Source organism: Micromonospora sp. AMSO12t (assembly GCF_008806585.1).
GTDB lineage: Bacteria > Actinomycetota > Actinomycetes > Mycobacteriales > Micromonosporaceae > Micromonospora > Micromonospora reichwaldensis.
Genome location: NZ_WAAS01000001.1, coordinates 55,455 through 69,904 on the forward strand (window position 1 = coordinate 55,455; position 14,450 = coordinate 69,904).

General features: G+C 69.1%; 15 protein-coding genes. 8 read left to right on the forward strand and 7 right to left on the reverse strand.

Features of this window, described 5'->3' with window-relative positions:
• Positions 1-6: 6 nt before the first annotated feature.
• The 3 genes from F6X68_RS00195 to F6X68_RS00205 form a co-directional block, all read right to left on the reverse strand.
• Positions 7-2,307: a pyridoxal-phosphate dependent enzyme gene (locus tag F6X68_RS00195; RefSeq protein ID WP_151452294.1), complete on the reverse strand. Its 2,301-nt coding sequence runs from the start codon at positions 2,305-2,307 to the stop codon at positions 7-9.
• A gap of 93 nt (positions 2,308-2,400) precedes the next feature.
• Positions 2,401-3,825 (reverse strand): argininosuccinate lyase, encoded by a 1,425-nt coding sequence (locus tag F6X68_RS00200; RefSeq protein WP_225851845.1) that lies wholly within the window; start codon positions 3,823-3,825, stop codon positions 2,401-2,403.
• Between the two features lie 676 nt (positions 3,826-4,501).
• Positions 4,502-4,774: a hypothetical protein gene (locus F6X68_RS00205; RefSeq protein ID WP_151452295.1), complete on the reverse strand. Its 273-nt coding sequence runs from the start codon at positions 4,772-4,774 to the stop codon at positions 4,502-4,504.
• Between the two features lie 816 nt (positions 4,775-5,590).
• On the opposite strand from F6X68_RS00205, the gene F6X68_RS33320 reads away from it, so the two are divergent.
• Complete coding sequence (locus F6X68_RS33320) at positions 5,591-6,604, forward strand: papain-like cysteine protease family protein (protein WP_192581205.1); 1,014 nt, start codon at positions 5,591-5,593, stop codon at positions 6,602-6,604.
• Between the two features lie 11 nt (positions 6,605-6,615).
• Entirely contained in the window at positions 6,616-7,188 is a 573-nt protein-coding gene (locus F6X68_RS00220) for a hypothetical protein (protein ID WP_151452296.1), read from the forward strand.
• 694 nt (positions 7,189-7,882) lie between these two features.
• Here F6X68_RS00220 and F6X68_RS00225 read toward each other — a convergent pair.
• Positions 7,883-8,488, reverse strand: coding sequence for a YdeI family protein (locus F6X68_RS00225; RefSeq protein WP_151452297.1), 606 nt, complete (start codon positions 8,486-8,488; stop codon positions 7,883-7,885).
• 556 nt (positions 8,489-9,044) lie between these two features.
• On the opposite strand from F6X68_RS00225, the gene F6X68_RS00235 reads away from it, so the two are divergent.
• Positions 9,045-9,722 (forward strand): hypothetical protein, encoded by a 678-nt coding sequence (locus F6X68_RS00235; protein ID WP_151452298.1) that lies wholly within the window; start codon positions 9,045-9,047, stop codon positions 9,720-9,722.
• A 2-nt stretch (positions 9,723-9,724) separates the two neighbouring features.
• Positions 9,725-10,135: a hypothetical protein gene (locus tag F6X68_RS00240; protein WP_151452299.1), complete on the forward strand. Its 411-nt coding sequence runs from the start codon at positions 9,725-9,727 to the stop codon at positions 10,133-10,135.
• Here F6X68_RS00240 and F6X68_RS33325 read toward each other — a convergent pair.
• Entirely contained in the window at positions 10,132-10,308 is a 177-nt protein-coding gene (locus tag F6X68_RS33325) for a hypothetical protein (RefSeq protein ID WP_192581206.1), read from the reverse strand. The two genes, F6X68_RS00240 and F6X68_RS33325, sit on opposite strands and share 4 nt — an antisense overlap.
• Positions 10,309-10,374: 66 nt before the next feature.
• Here F6X68_RS33325 and F6X68_RS00245 point away from each other — a divergent pair, with 66 nt between their 5' ends.
• Genes F6X68_RS00245 through F6X68_RS00260 form a run of 4 tightly spaced genes read left to right on the forward strand, consistent with a single transcriptional unit; the run spans position 10,375 to position 12,723 of the window.
• Positions 10,375-11,250 (forward strand): alpha/beta fold hydrolase, encoded by an 876-nt coding sequence (locus tag F6X68_RS00245; protein ID WP_151452300.1) that lies wholly within the window; start codon positions 10,375-10,377, stop codon positions 11,248-11,250.
• A gap of 59 nt (positions 11,251-11,309) precedes the next feature.
• A complete protein-coding gene (locus tag F6X68_RS00250) occupies positions 11,310-11,672 on the forward strand; it encodes a metalloregulator ArsR/SmtB family transcription factor (protein ID WP_151452301.1) in 363 nt (120 codons plus the stop codon).
• Positions 11,669-12,148, forward strand: a complete 480-nt coding sequence (locus tag F6X68_RS00255) for an SRPBCC family protein (RefSeq protein ID WP_151452302.1) — start codon at positions 11,669-11,671, stop codon at positions 12,146-12,148. Before F6X68_RS00250 ends, F6X68_RS00255 begins: the two co-directional genes overlap by 4 nt.
• Positions 12,149-12,186: 38 nt before the next feature.
• Complete coding sequence (locus F6X68_RS00260; protein WP_151452303.1) at positions 12,187-12,723, forward strand: alpha/beta hydrolase; 537 nt, start codon at positions 12,187-12,189, stop codon at positions 12,721-12,723.
• 40 nt (positions 12,724-12,763) lie between these two features.
• Here the strand turns inward: F6X68_RS00260 and F6X68_RS00265 are convergent, their stop codons facing one another.
• Both F6X68_RS00265 and F6X68_RS00270 read right to left on the reverse strand, forming a co-directional pair.
• Complete coding sequence (locus F6X68_RS00265) at positions 12,764-13,258, reverse strand: GNAT family N-acetyltransferase (protein WP_151452304.1); 495 nt, start codon at positions 13,256-13,258, stop codon at positions 12,764-12,766.
• Between the two features lie 58 nt (positions 13,259-13,316).
• A complete protein-coding gene (locus F6X68_RS00270; protein ID WP_151452305.1) occupies positions 13,317-14,411 on the reverse strand; it encodes an N-acetylmuramoyl-L-alanine amidase in 1,095 nt (364 codons plus the stop codon).
• Positions 14,412-14,450: the final 39 nt, after the last annotated feature.

A 14,450-nucleotide genomic window follows, 5' to 3' on the forward strand; every position in this document is an offset into this window, starting at 1 on the left:
CGTCCCTCAGTGGGCCGGGGCCAGGGACGCTTCGTCGCTGACGGCGTCCGGGCTGTCCTCGTCGACCAGCAGCTGGACCTGGTCCACGGCGGTACGGATCCGGCGGACGACCTCCGCTCTGCTGGAGCCCGTGGCGATGACGTACCCCAGGCGGTCGTAGCCGTTTCGCGGTGGTCGCACGGAGGTGCCGGGGGACGCCGTCACGGTCACCTGTTCGACGCCGTCGAGGCGCTCGATCTCCGCCCCGCCCACGGTGCCCCGGAGCGTCCCGGGTCGGGAAGCCACCAGGAACTCGATCGCGGCGTACCCGTGGGTGGTCGAGGAGAGCCGGGTCGGTCCCCCGACGGCCGCGGCCAGCTGCGCGGCGAGCAGGTCGGAGCCGGTGGCGAGGCGGTAGAGCTCGGGGATCATCCCGCCAGCCGGGCGGGGATTGATCTCGATGATGGCCGGGCCGGACGGCGTGAGGCGCACCTCGGTGTGGGTCGCCCCGTGTGACATCCCGACCGTGGCGAGCGCCCGCAGGACGGCATCCACCATCTCGGTCGCCTGATCCGCCGGCAGGTCCGCGGGAAAGACGTGACCGAGCTCCGCGAAGTACGGCCCGCCGGTCACCCGCTTCTCGGTGATCCCGAGACAGCGGTTCCCAGTGCTCTCGCCGAACACCTCGACGCTGAACTCGGCACCCCGCACGTACTCCTCGACCAGTGCGCAGCGGGCGGTCGGCATGCCCCGGACGTTGACGCGCATCGCCAGGACCGCCGCCACGTGCGCGGTCGCCTCCTCGACGGTGGCGCAGAGCAGCACGGCGTTGGATCCGGAGTCGTCCGCGGGCTTCACCACGCACGGCAGTCCGACCTCGCGCACCGCGGCAGCGGCCCGCGCCGGGTCCGTCACCGCGACGAAGCGGGGTTGCCGGATCCCGCTGTCCCGCAGCGCCTCCCGCAGCAGGGCCTTGTTCCGACAGGCGGCCACGGCCGCCGGCGGGTTGCCCGGCAGTCCCAGCCAGTCGGCCAGTTCGGCGGCGAGCACGGTGTAGAAGTCGCTCGTCGTCGTCACCCCGGCGAGCTGTTCACGACGGAACCTGCCCTGGATGAGCGAGCGCAGGGCCGGCAGGTCGTGCGTCTCGCAGACGAGGACCTCGCAGTCGGTGTCGGCGAGCCCCGGGTAACGGTCGGGACGGTCGGTGAGCAGCACCGGACGCAGCCCCATCCGTCGTGCGACGCTCAGGGCGAGCACGCCGGTCCCGCTCGTGTTCGCCTCCAGGAACAACAGGTACCGCTCGCCGTCCGTGCGCGGGACGTCGTCCGTCCGCGACCAGCTCATGGCGACCTCGCCGGGGCTGATCGGACGCGGCCGGTCCGCCGCGTCCATCTCGTGCAGGCGGTCGGCGGCCCATCCGTCGTCGTAGACGGTCTGCGCGTACCGGTCGCCGCGATCGGGGAAGATGCCGACGATCCGGGTTCCCGGCTCCGCCCGGCGAGCCACGTCCTTCAACACCTGGTAGACCGAGCCCGACGTGTTGCCGCCGAAGATCTGCTGCTCGCGGGCCAGGTCACGGGTGGCGCCGAACGCCTCCCGGTCGTTGAGCCAGTGCACCTCGTCGATCTGGCGACGGTCCAGGTTGGCGGGCTCGAGGCTGTTGCCGAGCCCGCCCTGCAGCCTGGTGGGCACGTCCGGCTGACCGAACAGCACGCTGCCCACGCAGTCCACCCCCACCACCCGCAGCTCGGGCAGCGTGCGTCGCAGCGCCCGGGCCGAGCCGCACAGCGATCCACCGGTGCCGACCGCCCCGACCAGGACGTCGAAGGAGGTGAGGTCCCCCAGCAGCTCCCCGGCCAGGGACCGGTACGCACCCGGGTTGTCCGGATTGCGGTACTGCTCGGGAAAGAACGCACCCGGCAGGGCTTCGAGGAGCTCGTGCAGCCGTTCGAGGCGGGCACCCTGCCAGCCCTGGCTGGACATCCGGTCGACGACGTGCACCTGGCAGCCCAGGGCGCGCAGCTTGGCGAGCGTCACGGGGTCGATCCGGGGGTCGGTGACGACGTGCACCGGATGGCCCAGGGCGGTGCCGACGAGGGCGACTCCCAGCGCCATCGTGCCGGAGGAACTCTCGACGATCGGCGCGCCCGGTCGGAGCACGCCCAGCCGTCTGGCCTCGAGGATCACGTAGCGGGCGACCCGGTCCTTCATCGCGAAGAGGTTCTGGAGTTCGAGTTTGGCGTACACCTCGACGCGCGGGTCGACATCCATCCTCAGCCTGATCAACGGCGTGTGCCCGATGGCGTCGACGACACTCTGGAAGATCACGCGCTGGCCCCCGATCGTCCGTGGGTGCCGACGTCGCTCGCGCCCACCCGGGCTGCTCCGCTCAAGATCGTCATTCTTCCCCCGATTCGACGCTCATCGACGCCCGAGCAGCGCCCGAGCGGAACCTCGCCGCGCACGACGGTCGTCCCACCGCTGCCGGAGGAGCCGGAACTCGTCCGCCTGGCTGGCGAGCAGGTCGGCCAACGCCTGCGGATTGACCGAGCCCGTCGACCGCTTTCCACGAATCGCCTTCTCGATGTCGAAGGCGTCGGCGAGCACGCGTGCGGCGTCGGAGACCTGGTATCCGTGCCGGCCGGCGACCTCGACCAACAGCCCGGGGTCTCCGGGATGGGGCGGGATGTCGGCGGAAATGGCGGCGGCGATGTACTGCCCGACGACGATCTGGGAGTCGCGCCAGGGGATCCCGTCGTTGAGGGTCAGGTCGTTCGCCAGTGCGAACGCGCCCAGATACTCCCGCCGGCAGGCTTCCCGCATCCGGTCGGACCGGAAACGCAGGTTGTCGACGACGGTCGAGAAGAGCCGCAGGGCCGTCCGCGTGGTGGCGACGGAGACATGGAGGTTCGCGGTCGCCTCCTTGGACACCTCCACCATGTTGGAATAGGGCGTCGAGCGTTGGGCGAGGACGATGTCCACACCGAAGGCGCCGAGATGCGCCAGCTTTCCGCGGATCCGCTCCAGGATCGGGAAGTTCTTCTTCTGCGGCATCGCCGCCGAGATGCCGGAAAGCTCGTCAGGCAGGTCGATGAAGGCGTACTCGTTGCTGCCCCAGGTCATGAGATCGGTGACGAAGCGGCTCAGTTCGGCACCCAGAATGGAGAATTCCGCCATCATCTCCAAGGCCAGCGACCGGGACGCCACGGCGGTCAGGGCGTGCGGAACCGGTCCCGCGAAGCCGAGCAGGTGCGCCATGCGGTGACGGTCCCAGGGCAACTGTTGGCCGGCCATCGAGCCCGCGCCGAGCGGTGAGAGGTCGTTGCCGTCATAGGTGGCGAGCCAACGGCGCAGGTTGTGCAGAATCTGCTGGGAGAGGGCGGCCAGGTAGAAGCCGGGAGTGATCACCTGGGCCGCCTGGAGGTGGGTGTATCCCGGCATCAGCAGGTCGGTCGTGCCGTTGGCGAGTCGATGGACAGCCTCGCCGAGGCCCAGCAGGTCCTCCGCCGCCCCACCCAACCACTCGCGTGCCGCGAGAGCGTGTGCGGTCGCCTGAGAGTCGTTACGACTGCGGTCGACGTGCCAGGCCGGGACCGGCTCGACCAACTGACCATGCACCCACTGCTCGATGGCCATCGACGTGTCGGACATGTTGGTGGCGGGGTCCGCGCTGAGCGTGGACTCGTCGATCCTGCAAAGTCTGTCCGCGATGTCTCGTCGTTGATCGCCGGTGATGACTCCCATCCGCTCGTACTCGAGCAGGAGAACCACTTCCACAGCGAGATAGTGAGGAAGCAGGTGAGTCATGTCGAAGTCGAACTGCGGTCGGAGGATTTCGTCATGCACCTGCCGGGACGGACCGCTGGACAACCGTCCTGACATCAGGGCGGAGCCCTCGGGAACGAGCTGCAACTGAAGACCCCCGTTACGGAGTTGCACGGCCGGACTGCAACCCGAATCCGCGCCCTGGGGCGCGTGACATCGCCTGCGGATCGGACCGCCTCGAATGAAGGACAGTCACCTGTGGTGGGTGCGACGATTCACAAGGAAGGCGCGATCGGCGGCACTGGACGAATTCGACGCTTGCCGTCAGCAGACATGAGCCCAACTCCCCCGTGGAGCGATTACGAACTCGTGCAGGCAACGGAGCGTGAATCGGCAGTTCGTGTCAATGCGCGGTCTTCGATGGGGCGAGATTAGCCGCGCGCCTCATGCCTCGCAAGGGACTGCATTTCGCGCGCTATGTCTGATACGGGTCGCATTTGTTCGTCCCGGCACCCGGCTCCGAAGCACCCGCCTGGGCACCCTGACGATGGTGGGAGCTTTCCCCCCGGCCGGGGCCACCCACGGCCATTGATACTGCTGGCAGGCTCACGGCCAAGACGAACGAGTGCCATTGGCGCGTGGAAACTCGGAAGGTGTCAGGGGATTTGGTCGGCCCCATCCCCTCGTCAGCCGACACGGGACAGTGCCTGTCTGCACGTGGCCCCTTCAAGCGGAATTCCAGGCTCCGTCGATGGCGCTAACTGGAAGCATCACCCGCGACTACCGACCGTACGGTCGGGCATGGCGTTCCGACCCCCCGGACGGCGACGACTTCCCTTCCACCGCCCGTGCCGGCGGCACGGCTCATCGAGCCGGTCTTGGCGATCGAGGCATTGTGGGACGGCGATACGGCGGGTAGGGCGTACTCCTCCTTGCCGTCGTTCACCGGCCCAGCGCGCGACACCCGCAGTTCGACGAGCAGGAGCTGGCGTTCGTTCACGGTCGCGGCGCACCAGTGCTCCACCAGCACTGGTCTGCTTGGTACTCCAACGTCACTTGGCTCCGGCGTTGGGCGTGGCGCGGGCATGAAGACGGCCACCGCGTTGATCATCGATGGCTCCTGAGGACAACCGAAGATCGTGCGGCGGCCGTGTGCCGCAGCGTAGACCCCGCCGGGTGGCGGGTCATCCTGGACGAGGCCGTGACACGTGTTGCTGACCGGTTCGTGCGGGCCGGGCCGCGCGCGGCGGCGGCGCAGTTCGTGGAAGGGCAGCTGTCGGGCATAGAACGCAAGACCTGCTGGCCCCTCGCGGAACGGGCGGGTCACGACGATCCGCAGGCGATGCAGCGGCTGCTGGGTACGGCGGCGCGGGACGCAGCAGGAAGGCTTCGCCCGGATCCGGACCTCGTCCCGGCCCGGCTCACCTGGATCAACCCCGCCAGCGAGATTTTGACAAGACCCGTTGGGTCAATGTCGAGGTCCTTGAAACCCACGCCAACAAGGGCGAATACTGACCTAAATTACGCGACACCGGGCCTCACCAGGACGGAAACAAGCATTATCTTCAATCGGGTCATCACGGGCCGCACCCCGCGCGATCACGAGAGGTAGTTGGTTGCGCACCTTGCGTGAATGCCGAGCGTGACGAATACTGGATCGGACCGATCGGCTCACTTCCACTCCGCAAGTTGCCTCATTTCCGCGCGCAGATCCGAATGGATCTGTTCGCCTCCCGTGCGCCAATTCGGGCCGCCGCCACAGTAAGAACGAGTTGCCCTTTGCCGTGCTCTCCGAACGCGGATGCGCCCTGCCCGGGAACACCACAATCGAAAGGAGAAAGGCTACATGCCCTTGTCCGTGCCCGACCTCGCCTCGCTCGACGACACCCCGGTGACGATCCGGTCGACGGCATTTCCCAACGTGTTCCTGCGACTGGCCGGTGGTGGCGTGACCGCCGCCACCTCCACCGGCGGTGGGTACGTCAACTGCCAGTACACCCCGGTCGGCGACTTCGAGCGGTTCAGGGTCCGCAGGCAAACTGACGGCACGTACTCGTTCGAGTCGGTGTTCTTTCCGAACGTGTACGTGCGGATGGACGGCACCGGTGTCACCTCGCAGACCGTCAACGGTGGCGGAACGGTGAACTGCCAGTTCACCCCGGCCGGCAGCCCGCCCAGCGCCTACGAGCGGTTCAAGGCCAAGGCGCAGGCGGACGGGTCGATGTCGTTCGAGTCGGCAGCCTTCCCGAACGTGTACCTGCGTATGGAAGCTTCCGGGTTCACCGCCAACAACGGCAACGGTGGCGGCACGGTGAACTGTCAGTACAACGCCAACGGCGGGTCGCACGAGAAGTTCTTCATCAACATGGTCGACCAGCGGCTGAACTTCGCCATGCAGCCCCAGGTGCAGACCCAGTGGTGCTGGGCGGCGAGCGCGGTCAGCATCGCCGCGTTCTACAACGCGAACACGAACTGGACCCAGTGCTCGCTGGTCAACGCGGAGCGCGGGGTGAACAACTGCTGTGGCGACGCCGGCGCGAACTGGCCGTGCAACCAGGGTTCCTGGCCGGAGGGGCCGATGCAGCGGGTCGGGCACCTTCGTGAGCGCTTGGTCGGCGTGCTGACCCCGGCCCAGGTCGGAGCCGAGTTGGCCAAGTCCCGGCCGTTCGCGATAAACACGGCCTGGGCCGGCGGCGGGGGGCACATCCTCGTGGTACGGGGACGCTACGTCGCCGACGGCGTGGAGTACGTGAGCGTCGGGGACCCGTGGTACGGGGACTCGGACGTGACGTACGAGGCCTTCCGGAACCGGTACCAGGGCAGTGGTAGCTGGACCCACACCTACAAGACGCAGGCCTGAGGAGCTACGGAATGCCGGTGCACATGCCCGACCCGCAGGGCGTACCCGACAAGGTCCGCGCGAAGCTGAACGCCCTCGCCGACAGCGGTCGATTCTCCACCAAGGCCCTACGCCAGGCCCGCAAGGAGAACCTCGATCTGAACACCCCGCACCAGGTCTTCACCCTCGGACTGGACGTCGTCACCGCCGGCGGCGGCCTCGACCAGGCGCAGCCGGTCGGCTGGCGGTTCCTGGTCGTCGACGGCGGCCAGCTCATCGCCAGCGCCGAGACCGCCGAGAAGCCGGACGGCACACACGAGGTGGCGCAGTTCACCGAGGGGCCGTTCGTCGCCGCCACCGACAAGGCGCTGAAGATCGCCAACCGGCTGCCCCAGGTAGCGGCGGCGAGCTTCGAACTGCGCCTGCTCCGCGTGTCCGCCCTGTATGTGATGGCGCTCTGGTTGCATTCGCCGCTGGTCGACCTGCTGGTGCCGCTGGCTCCGTCGCCGATCGGCAAGGACGGCAAGCCGCTACTCCCGGCTGTGTTCCTCGACGACCTGCGCAAACTGGCCGGCAAGATGAGCCCGCCCGAAAGTTCCGCCTAACCGCCTGCCGGGGCCAGGGCCGCACCCTGGCCCCGGCAGGCGGTGCGGACGGCCCGGCGGGGCCCGCGATCAGGACCATTCGGAGACCTCGTAGTCGCCCCTGTCGCCACGGGCCCGCATCGTGGCCACCACCGCCTTGGCGTCGGACTCGAACGGCGTCCGGGCCGCCTCGACCCACCTGCCAGCTCCCTCCCGGCGCCAGACGAGCCACCCTGCGGCCGATCGCAACCTCGCCTGCGCGGGCGCGCAGCCGCTCGGCGAACAGATGGCCGGCCGTCGCATAGCCCGACAGGAATGGGTGACCCCCGCCTCCACCGGTAACCATGAGCAGTTTCTGCCTTGTGTGGTTCGTCAGCGTCGCGCCTGTGACCCCATGGCCTGCTCGGAATCCCCACCCTTCGTATCCGTGACAGCGAGGGCTGGTCGGCTGGAGAACTCCGCATCAGTCGCGTTGGAGCGATCCAACAGCAGGCACCTTCGCGACATGGGGCTGGTGCAAGCCGGTCAGGGGGTCACACGTGCGTAGATGGTGGATGCTGGCGCTCATCCTGCGGTTCGTCGCGGTGTCCGGCGTCGCGGAGCGGGCCTACCTCACCCGCCGCCGCGACCAGCTCGCCAGCTGACCGACACGTGGCGCCAGCCCGTCCCAGCACCGTTCGTGGCCAGATCAGTGTCCATGATCATGAAATGCCGATCACGGCGTGGGCGGAGGCTTGGCCTTCTGCGGGTAGATCGTCTCGTGACGGGCCAGCATGGCGACGAACTCGCCGATCTTCCGCTCGCGGGTCTGCGCCCGTTTGACCCCGTTGACACGGTGGATGAGAGCGAACCGGTTGGTCTTGGTGAGTACGTCGAACATGGCCTGGGCGGCGGGGTCGGCAGCGATGGCGGCGAGGAGGTCGTCCGGCACCTCGGCTTCCGACGGCGGGGCGTAGGCGGCCGCCCACCGCCCGTCCGCCTTCGCGGCTTCCACCGCGGCCCGGCCGGAGGGCAGCATCCGCCCCTGCTCCTCCAGCCGCGCCACGTGGGCGACGTTGCGTTGCGACCAGGAACTGCGAGGCCGGCGCGGGGTGAACCGGATCCAGGAGGTCTCCTGATCCCGCTTACGAGCCTGCCCATCGATCCAGCCGAAACACAGGGCCTCGTCGACCGCCTGCTGCCAGGTCAGCGTCGTGACCGTGCCGCCCTTCCTGGTCAGGGCGAGCCAGACACCGGGCGACGTGGCGTGGTTGGCCGACAACCACGCCCGCAGCGACTCGGCGTCCACGACGATCAACTCATCCAGTTCGGCGCTCACCATGACGGCAGGCTATCGCTGCGCCGTGGCCGCAGCCTCTGCCTGTGGGACAGCCCGGCTCGTCGGGCTGCCGGCGCATGCCGTTCGGCGATCCCTCTTCGGTCCACGCCCTGTGGAACTGTGCGCACTCGGCCGCCAATGACCCCACTCCTCGAACGCGTTCTCAGACCGCTCGAACCTCGGCGAGCCGCCTGACCGCGTACTCGTCGTCCCAGCGACGGCGGCTTCCCAGGCGGCCGACGCCTGCCCGGTGATGTCGAGCGCGCCGTCGTCGAGGCCGGCGGCGTTGCCGGGCAGCACGAGGTCGGGGACGTCGACGTACGACTCGTCCCAGTCGATCAGCGCGACCTGCTCGCGGTCATGCGGACGTTGCCAGGGTTGTTGGGTTGCCGTGGACGACGCACGTCCGACGTCCGGTGAGCCGCGCCCACGCTGCTCGGCATCGAGCAACACTCTCCGGGGGCATCGCGCCGAGGTCGATCTTCGTCCCGGTCTCGGCGTGCAGGAGGTCGGTCGACGATCTGCGGCCTGTCGGGGACGCGCTGTACCGTGCCGCCTCGTGAACGCCTTGCTACGACGGTTCGTCGAACTCATCGAAGCCGACCTGGCAGCCGCCGGCTTCATCCGCCGCGGGCCGGTCTTCCGGTACTTCGACCCGGATGGCAACGGCATCGCCCTCGACATCCAGCGCACCACCGCGCTGAGGGGAGAGGTCGAATTCTTCATCAACGTCGGAGTGCTGCTCGCCCCGCACCTGCGGTACTACTTCGGAGAGAACGATCCGCGCCGTGACACCATGCCGCACCACAGCGTCTGGCACCACCGACTGGTGGCGACCGACGACACCGCGGAGCTGCCCGACCACACGTTCTCGCTGGCCACGGAAGCCGACGCGGAACGCGCCGCCACCATCGTGCGGACCTGGCTGGCGGAGAACCTGCCCCGCATGAAGAGCTGGCTGGGCGACTTCGACGCGATGCTCGCCGCCATCGAGGCAGACCGCGACCGATCCGCCCGGGCCCGCGCCGAGCAGCTCGCCTCCGGGCGGTGGAAGGCCGGCCGCTGGCCGGACGGAAGTTGGAGTGGCGGCGTCATCCGCGCCTACGCGCACGCTCAGCGCGGCGACGTGGACGCGGTCACGGCCGAGACCGCGGGCTGGCACGACCACAGCCCCGACTCGCTGGCCGCCGACGCCCTGGCACTCGCCAGCCAGCGCCTCACCGAACGGCAGGGATGATCGTGGGCTACTCCGGTCTTGTCATCATCGCCCGCACCGGCGACACGCGGCTCGACGAACTGGCGTGCGTCGACGACCTGGCCAACGACCTCGCGCTGGAGACGACGGCACCGGCCATCGCGCTGTCGGTCTTCGACAGCGACTGCGCCTTCGCCACGGCGGCCGACCCCGCCGGCGAGGCCGTCGAGTTCTACCTCAACGAGGAGGTCGTCCGGGCTCTCGTCGACGACGACGACAGGTTCGAGCCGCTCAACAGCCAGGCCGCCGCCGGACTGCTGCGATGGGCCGAGAAGGCGGGCCTCGTCGCCGGCCCCGATCGACTCGCGAGCGCACTTGAGGAGCGCCCGGGTCCGTTCGGGGACGGAATCGTCGAGCTCACCGGGGCCCTCGGCATCGCGGCGCCTCCCGGCTAGAGATCGCGGGCCGCGCGGATCGCGGCGGAACCGGAGACGGATGTCGAGTTGGCCGGGCAACGTCGGTTCGGGTCCGGCACGATGGGCTGGGCGGTGTCGGTGTCCGGCTGCTGTTGGGCGTACATCTGATCCTCGCGGCCGTAGCCGGACGCGACGGTGACCACCGGCACCACACTCGCCAGGCTCAGAGCCGATGTCGGCATGCTGCCCCTCGCCGGGGCAGCCGGGAGGAGGAGGCGATGCGGGCCGTCCAGAAGGTCCGCCATCGACGGGCCGACGTCGACGGACTGGAAGTGTTCTTCCGCGAGGCCGGGCGCCCCGGCCAGCCGGCGGTACTGCTGCTGCACGGATTCCCCTCCTCGTCGCACACGTTCCGCGAGGTCATGCCCACACTCGCCGACGTCGCGCACGTGATCGCGCCGGATCTGCCCGGCTTCGGGATGTCCTCGTCGCCAACCGTCGACGACTACGACTACACGTTCGAGAACCTCTCCTGGACGATCGAGAACCTTCTCGACCAGCTCGGGATCGAGCGCCTCTTCGTCTATCTGCACGACTTCGGCGCGCCGGTGGGATACCACCTGGCCACCCGCGCCCCGACCCGCATCCGCGGCCTGATCGTGCAGAGCGGCAACGCGCACCAGGACGGCCTCGGCGAGCAGTGGGACAGCGCCCGGGCCTACTGGGCCGACCCGACCGACGCCAAGCGCGCCGACCTGCCGGACTGGTTGAACTTCGCCGGTACCCGCGACCAGTACCTGGCCGGGCTGCCCGAACGGCTGCGCGCCCTGCACGCCCCCGAGTCGTGGCACCTCGACTGGGAGCGCATGAGCCGGCCCGGCAACGTCGACGCGCAGTTCGCGCTGTTCACCGACTACGCCAACCACGTCGCCCGCTTCGATGAGCTCGCCGAGTACCACCGCGCTCACCAGCCGCCGGTGCTCGTGCTGTGGGGACGGCACGACGCGTACTTCGACGTCGACGAGGTCCTCGCCTACCACCGCGTTCTCGAGCGCCTGGACGCGCACATCTACGACGGTGGCCACCTCCTGTTGGAGACGCACGCGGCGGAGTGCGCCGAACTCATGCGGGCGTTCGTGCTCGACAACGCGTGAACCGATCCCCCACGGGCGCGACGTTGCCAAAAGCGTAACAACCTGGTTACCCTTTCGGCGTGGACGAGGTGGCTGCCGCGATCGCCGACCCGGTTCGGCGGGAGATCCTGCTGATGCTGCGCGACGAACCGCTCTCGGCCGGCCAGATCGCCGACCGGTTCGTGATCAGCCGGCCGGCCGTCAGCCGTCACCTGCGCGTGTTACGCGAGGCCGGCCTGGTGCGCGACACGGCCGACGGACGCAGGCGTGTCTACACGCTGGTCACCGCGCCGCTCGACGAGCTGACCGGGTGGCTGGGACGGCTGATGCGCCCGTCCGGCTGGCAGCACCGCCTCGACGCGCTGGAGACCGAGGTCTACCGCACCCGCCGCGAGCGGCAGACGGCCGCCAAGCGGCACCCATCGGAGAAGGAGACCGCATGAGCCCCACACCCACCGGCCGACTGATCGGCGACGACCTCGTGCTGACCCGCACGTTCCGCGCTCCCGTGGCCGACGTCTGGGCCAGCCTCACCGATCCGGCGCGCACCGCACGCTGGTTCGGCCCGTGGCAGGGCGACGCCGCGCCCGGACGCACGATCAAGGTCCAGATGGCGTACGAGGAGGGCGAGCCCTGGATGGACATGACCATCGACGCGTGCGAACCGCCGCACCGGCTGGCGGTTTCCGCGGTGGACGAGCACGGCAGCTGGCATCTGGACCTGGTGCTGGTCGAAAGCGCGGGCGTGACCGAGCTCCGGTTCACGCAGCACCTGACCGGCACGGAGGGCGTCGGCGAGGTCGGACCCGGTTGGGAGTACTACCTGGACGCGTTGACCGCCTCCCATGACGGCCAGCCGGCGCCGGACTTCGACGACTACTACCCCGCGATGAAGGAGCACTTCGAAGCGCAGCGGTAGAGGTGATGTGATCAGGACGTCGATCCGAAGGGGGCACGGTGGGGCGCAGCGCGATCATCTTCCACGGGACCGGCGGCAACCCGGACGCGTGCTGGTATCCCTGGCTGGCAGGGCGGCTCGCGGCCCGGGGATACGCCGTCGAGGTGCCGCACCACCCGGGCATCAACGTCGAGCCGATCGCCACGTTCCTGCCGAAGGTGCTCAACGGGCACAGCTTCGACGAGGACACGGTCCTCGTGGGCCACTCCGGCGGCGCGGCCCTCCTGCTCGCGCTCCTGGAACACGTGGACGTGACCGTCGCCCAGGCGATCCTGGTCGCCGGATACTGCACCCGGCCCAACACCGAGGAGGAACCGGTCCTCCAGCAGGGCTACGACTGGGCCGCGATCCGGTCGCACGTACGCGACATCTACTTCATCAACTCCCGGGAGGATCCGTACGGCTGCGACGACCGGCAGGGGCGCGCCATGTTCGAGCGGCTCGGCGGCACCCAGATCGTGCGCGACGACGGGCACTTCGGCGACTACGACCAGCCGTACGAGCGGTTCGAGCTGCTCGACCGGCTCATCCCCTGACGCCGCCGGCGCGACGGCACCGACCCGTCGGACCGGTCCGCTAAGCGGTGAGCCCCTTGGCCATGATGTGCTCCCTACGCAGACCGTCGGGCATGAGGTCGCCGAGCTCACCCGTGTCACGGAAGCCGTTGCGCCGGTAGAGCGCCCAGGCGTTCCTGTTGCCCTCCGCCACGGCCAGGCGCAGAGTCCTCGCGCCAACCAGCCGAGCCCACTGCTCGACCGCCCGCACGAGGAGGTCGCCCACACTCTGGCCACGTCCCACCGGCGCCACGTACATCGAGATCAGCTCGACAACGCGATCCTGATCGGTCGGCACCCCGCTGGCCATGCCGACGGGATGCCCGTCGAGCGTCGCCACGACGTTGTATGAGCCGGGAATGGCCAGCCGACCGCGCCAGCGTTCCTCCCGGTCGCCGTCACCCTGCCAATCCGCCAGTTGGGAACCGAAGGCATACGGCGCCTCCGCCAGCGCGGCGAGCCGCAGATCCCGCCAGGTCTTCCAATCGCCCTCGGTGAGCACACGCGTCTCGATCACGTCGCGAAGGCTGCCGCAGGTGCGGAGACCAGGCAACCTGGTTCCTGTCGCATGGGCGCTACGAATGAAGGGCGTCCCTGAAGGCTTCGCGGATCACGCCGCCAGTGACGACGCACCACGTCCTGGTGTCCACTTCGCCGTTGGCGGGCAGGCCGTGCAGCTTCTGCAGGTCCTTGACGGCACTCTCGGTGGCATCGTCGAACTGGCCGTCGACGCCGACCCCCAGGTATCCCTTGGCGATGAGGATGCCTTGCAGCGCCCTGACCACATCGCCAGTGGCGTGCTGGTCCAGCTCAGGAGCGAGGGTCTCCCAGGTTCCGGCGGTCATGGTCCCGTCCGGCGAGACCGCAAGACCGTGCCTGTGCTGCCAGTCCTTGATGGCTGACGTCATCTCGGGGGACCACTGCCCGCCATCCGTCAGCGGGACGGGGTAACCGGCGTTGCGCAGGAGGTACTGGGCGACGGTGACCACCGGGCCCCCGACGGGCGTACCCTCGGCGACCTCGTAGATGTCGGGCCAGGTGCGCTCCGGGACCTCCCCGATCTGTGTGCCGAGCTGGGCCGCCACCTCGCGGCGCAGCTGCGGGAACTGGCGGTAGAAGCCGATGCCGGGACATTGCGTGTTGCGGAAGTCCCAGTGGCCGAAGATGTGGTGCGCTCTGAGCTGGTATTGCCGGCAGATCGTGACGCAGAGCCGCACCAGCGAGTCCCACAGCTTCTGCGTCGGGGTCTCCTCGATGTAGAAACCCTCGTTCTCGATGCCGATCGAGTCGTGGTTACGGCCGGGACAGTGCGCCGATCTGACCTGGGCCAGGCCGGTCTCCAGCGTCTCGAGGCTGCACGCCCGTCCTTCCAGCACATGACCACCCCGGCTGACCGTGAAGTGCTGCCCGGAGTCGGACCAGCCCCTCTCGTCCTGGTGAAATCGTTGGATGTCCTTTGCCAACCTCACCGCCCGCTCGCGGGAGAAGTCGGTGGTGTTGTGCGCCGGCTCCCCGGTGTGGTGAAGGATGATCTTCCGGGTGGTGCCTTCGAGCAGCACCACCCCAGGGGGCTTCGGCCGGCGGGCACCCCAGCTGCCGCAGTCGATGATCCAGGGGAACATGGCGCTGGGCACGGCGTCGGCAGTGTCGGTTTCGCGCTTGATCACCATTGATCCTCCATGATCTCGAAGCTGAGTGGGTCGCGGGGC

Excerpts from the sequence above, each read along its gene's own strand:
- F6X68_RS33320 (WP_192581205.1), top strand. The coding sequence starts at position 5,591 with ATGCCCTTGTCCGTGCCCGACCTCGCCTCGCTCGACGACACCCCGGTG.
- F6X68_RS00220 (WP_151452296.1), top strand. The coding sequence starts at position 6,616 with ATGCCGGTGCACATGCCCGACCCGCAGGGCGTACCCGACAAGGTCCGC.
- F6X68_RS00225 (WP_151452297.1), bottom strand. The coding sequence starts at position 8,488 with ATGGTGAGCGCCGAACTGGATGAGTTGATCGTCGTGGACGCCGAGTCG.
- F6X68_RS00245 (WP_151452300.1), top strand. The coding sequence starts at position 10,375 with ATGCGGGCCGTCCAGAAGGTCCGCCATCGACGGGCCGACGTCGACGGA.
- F6X68_RS00255 (WP_151452302.1), top strand. The coding sequence starts at position 11,669 with ATGAGCCCCACACCCACCGGCCGACTGATCGGCGACGACCTCGTGCTG.
- F6X68_RS00270 (WP_151452305.1), bottom strand. The coding sequence starts at position 14,411 with ATGGTGATCAAGCGCGAAACCGACACTGCCGACGCCGTGCCCAGCGCC.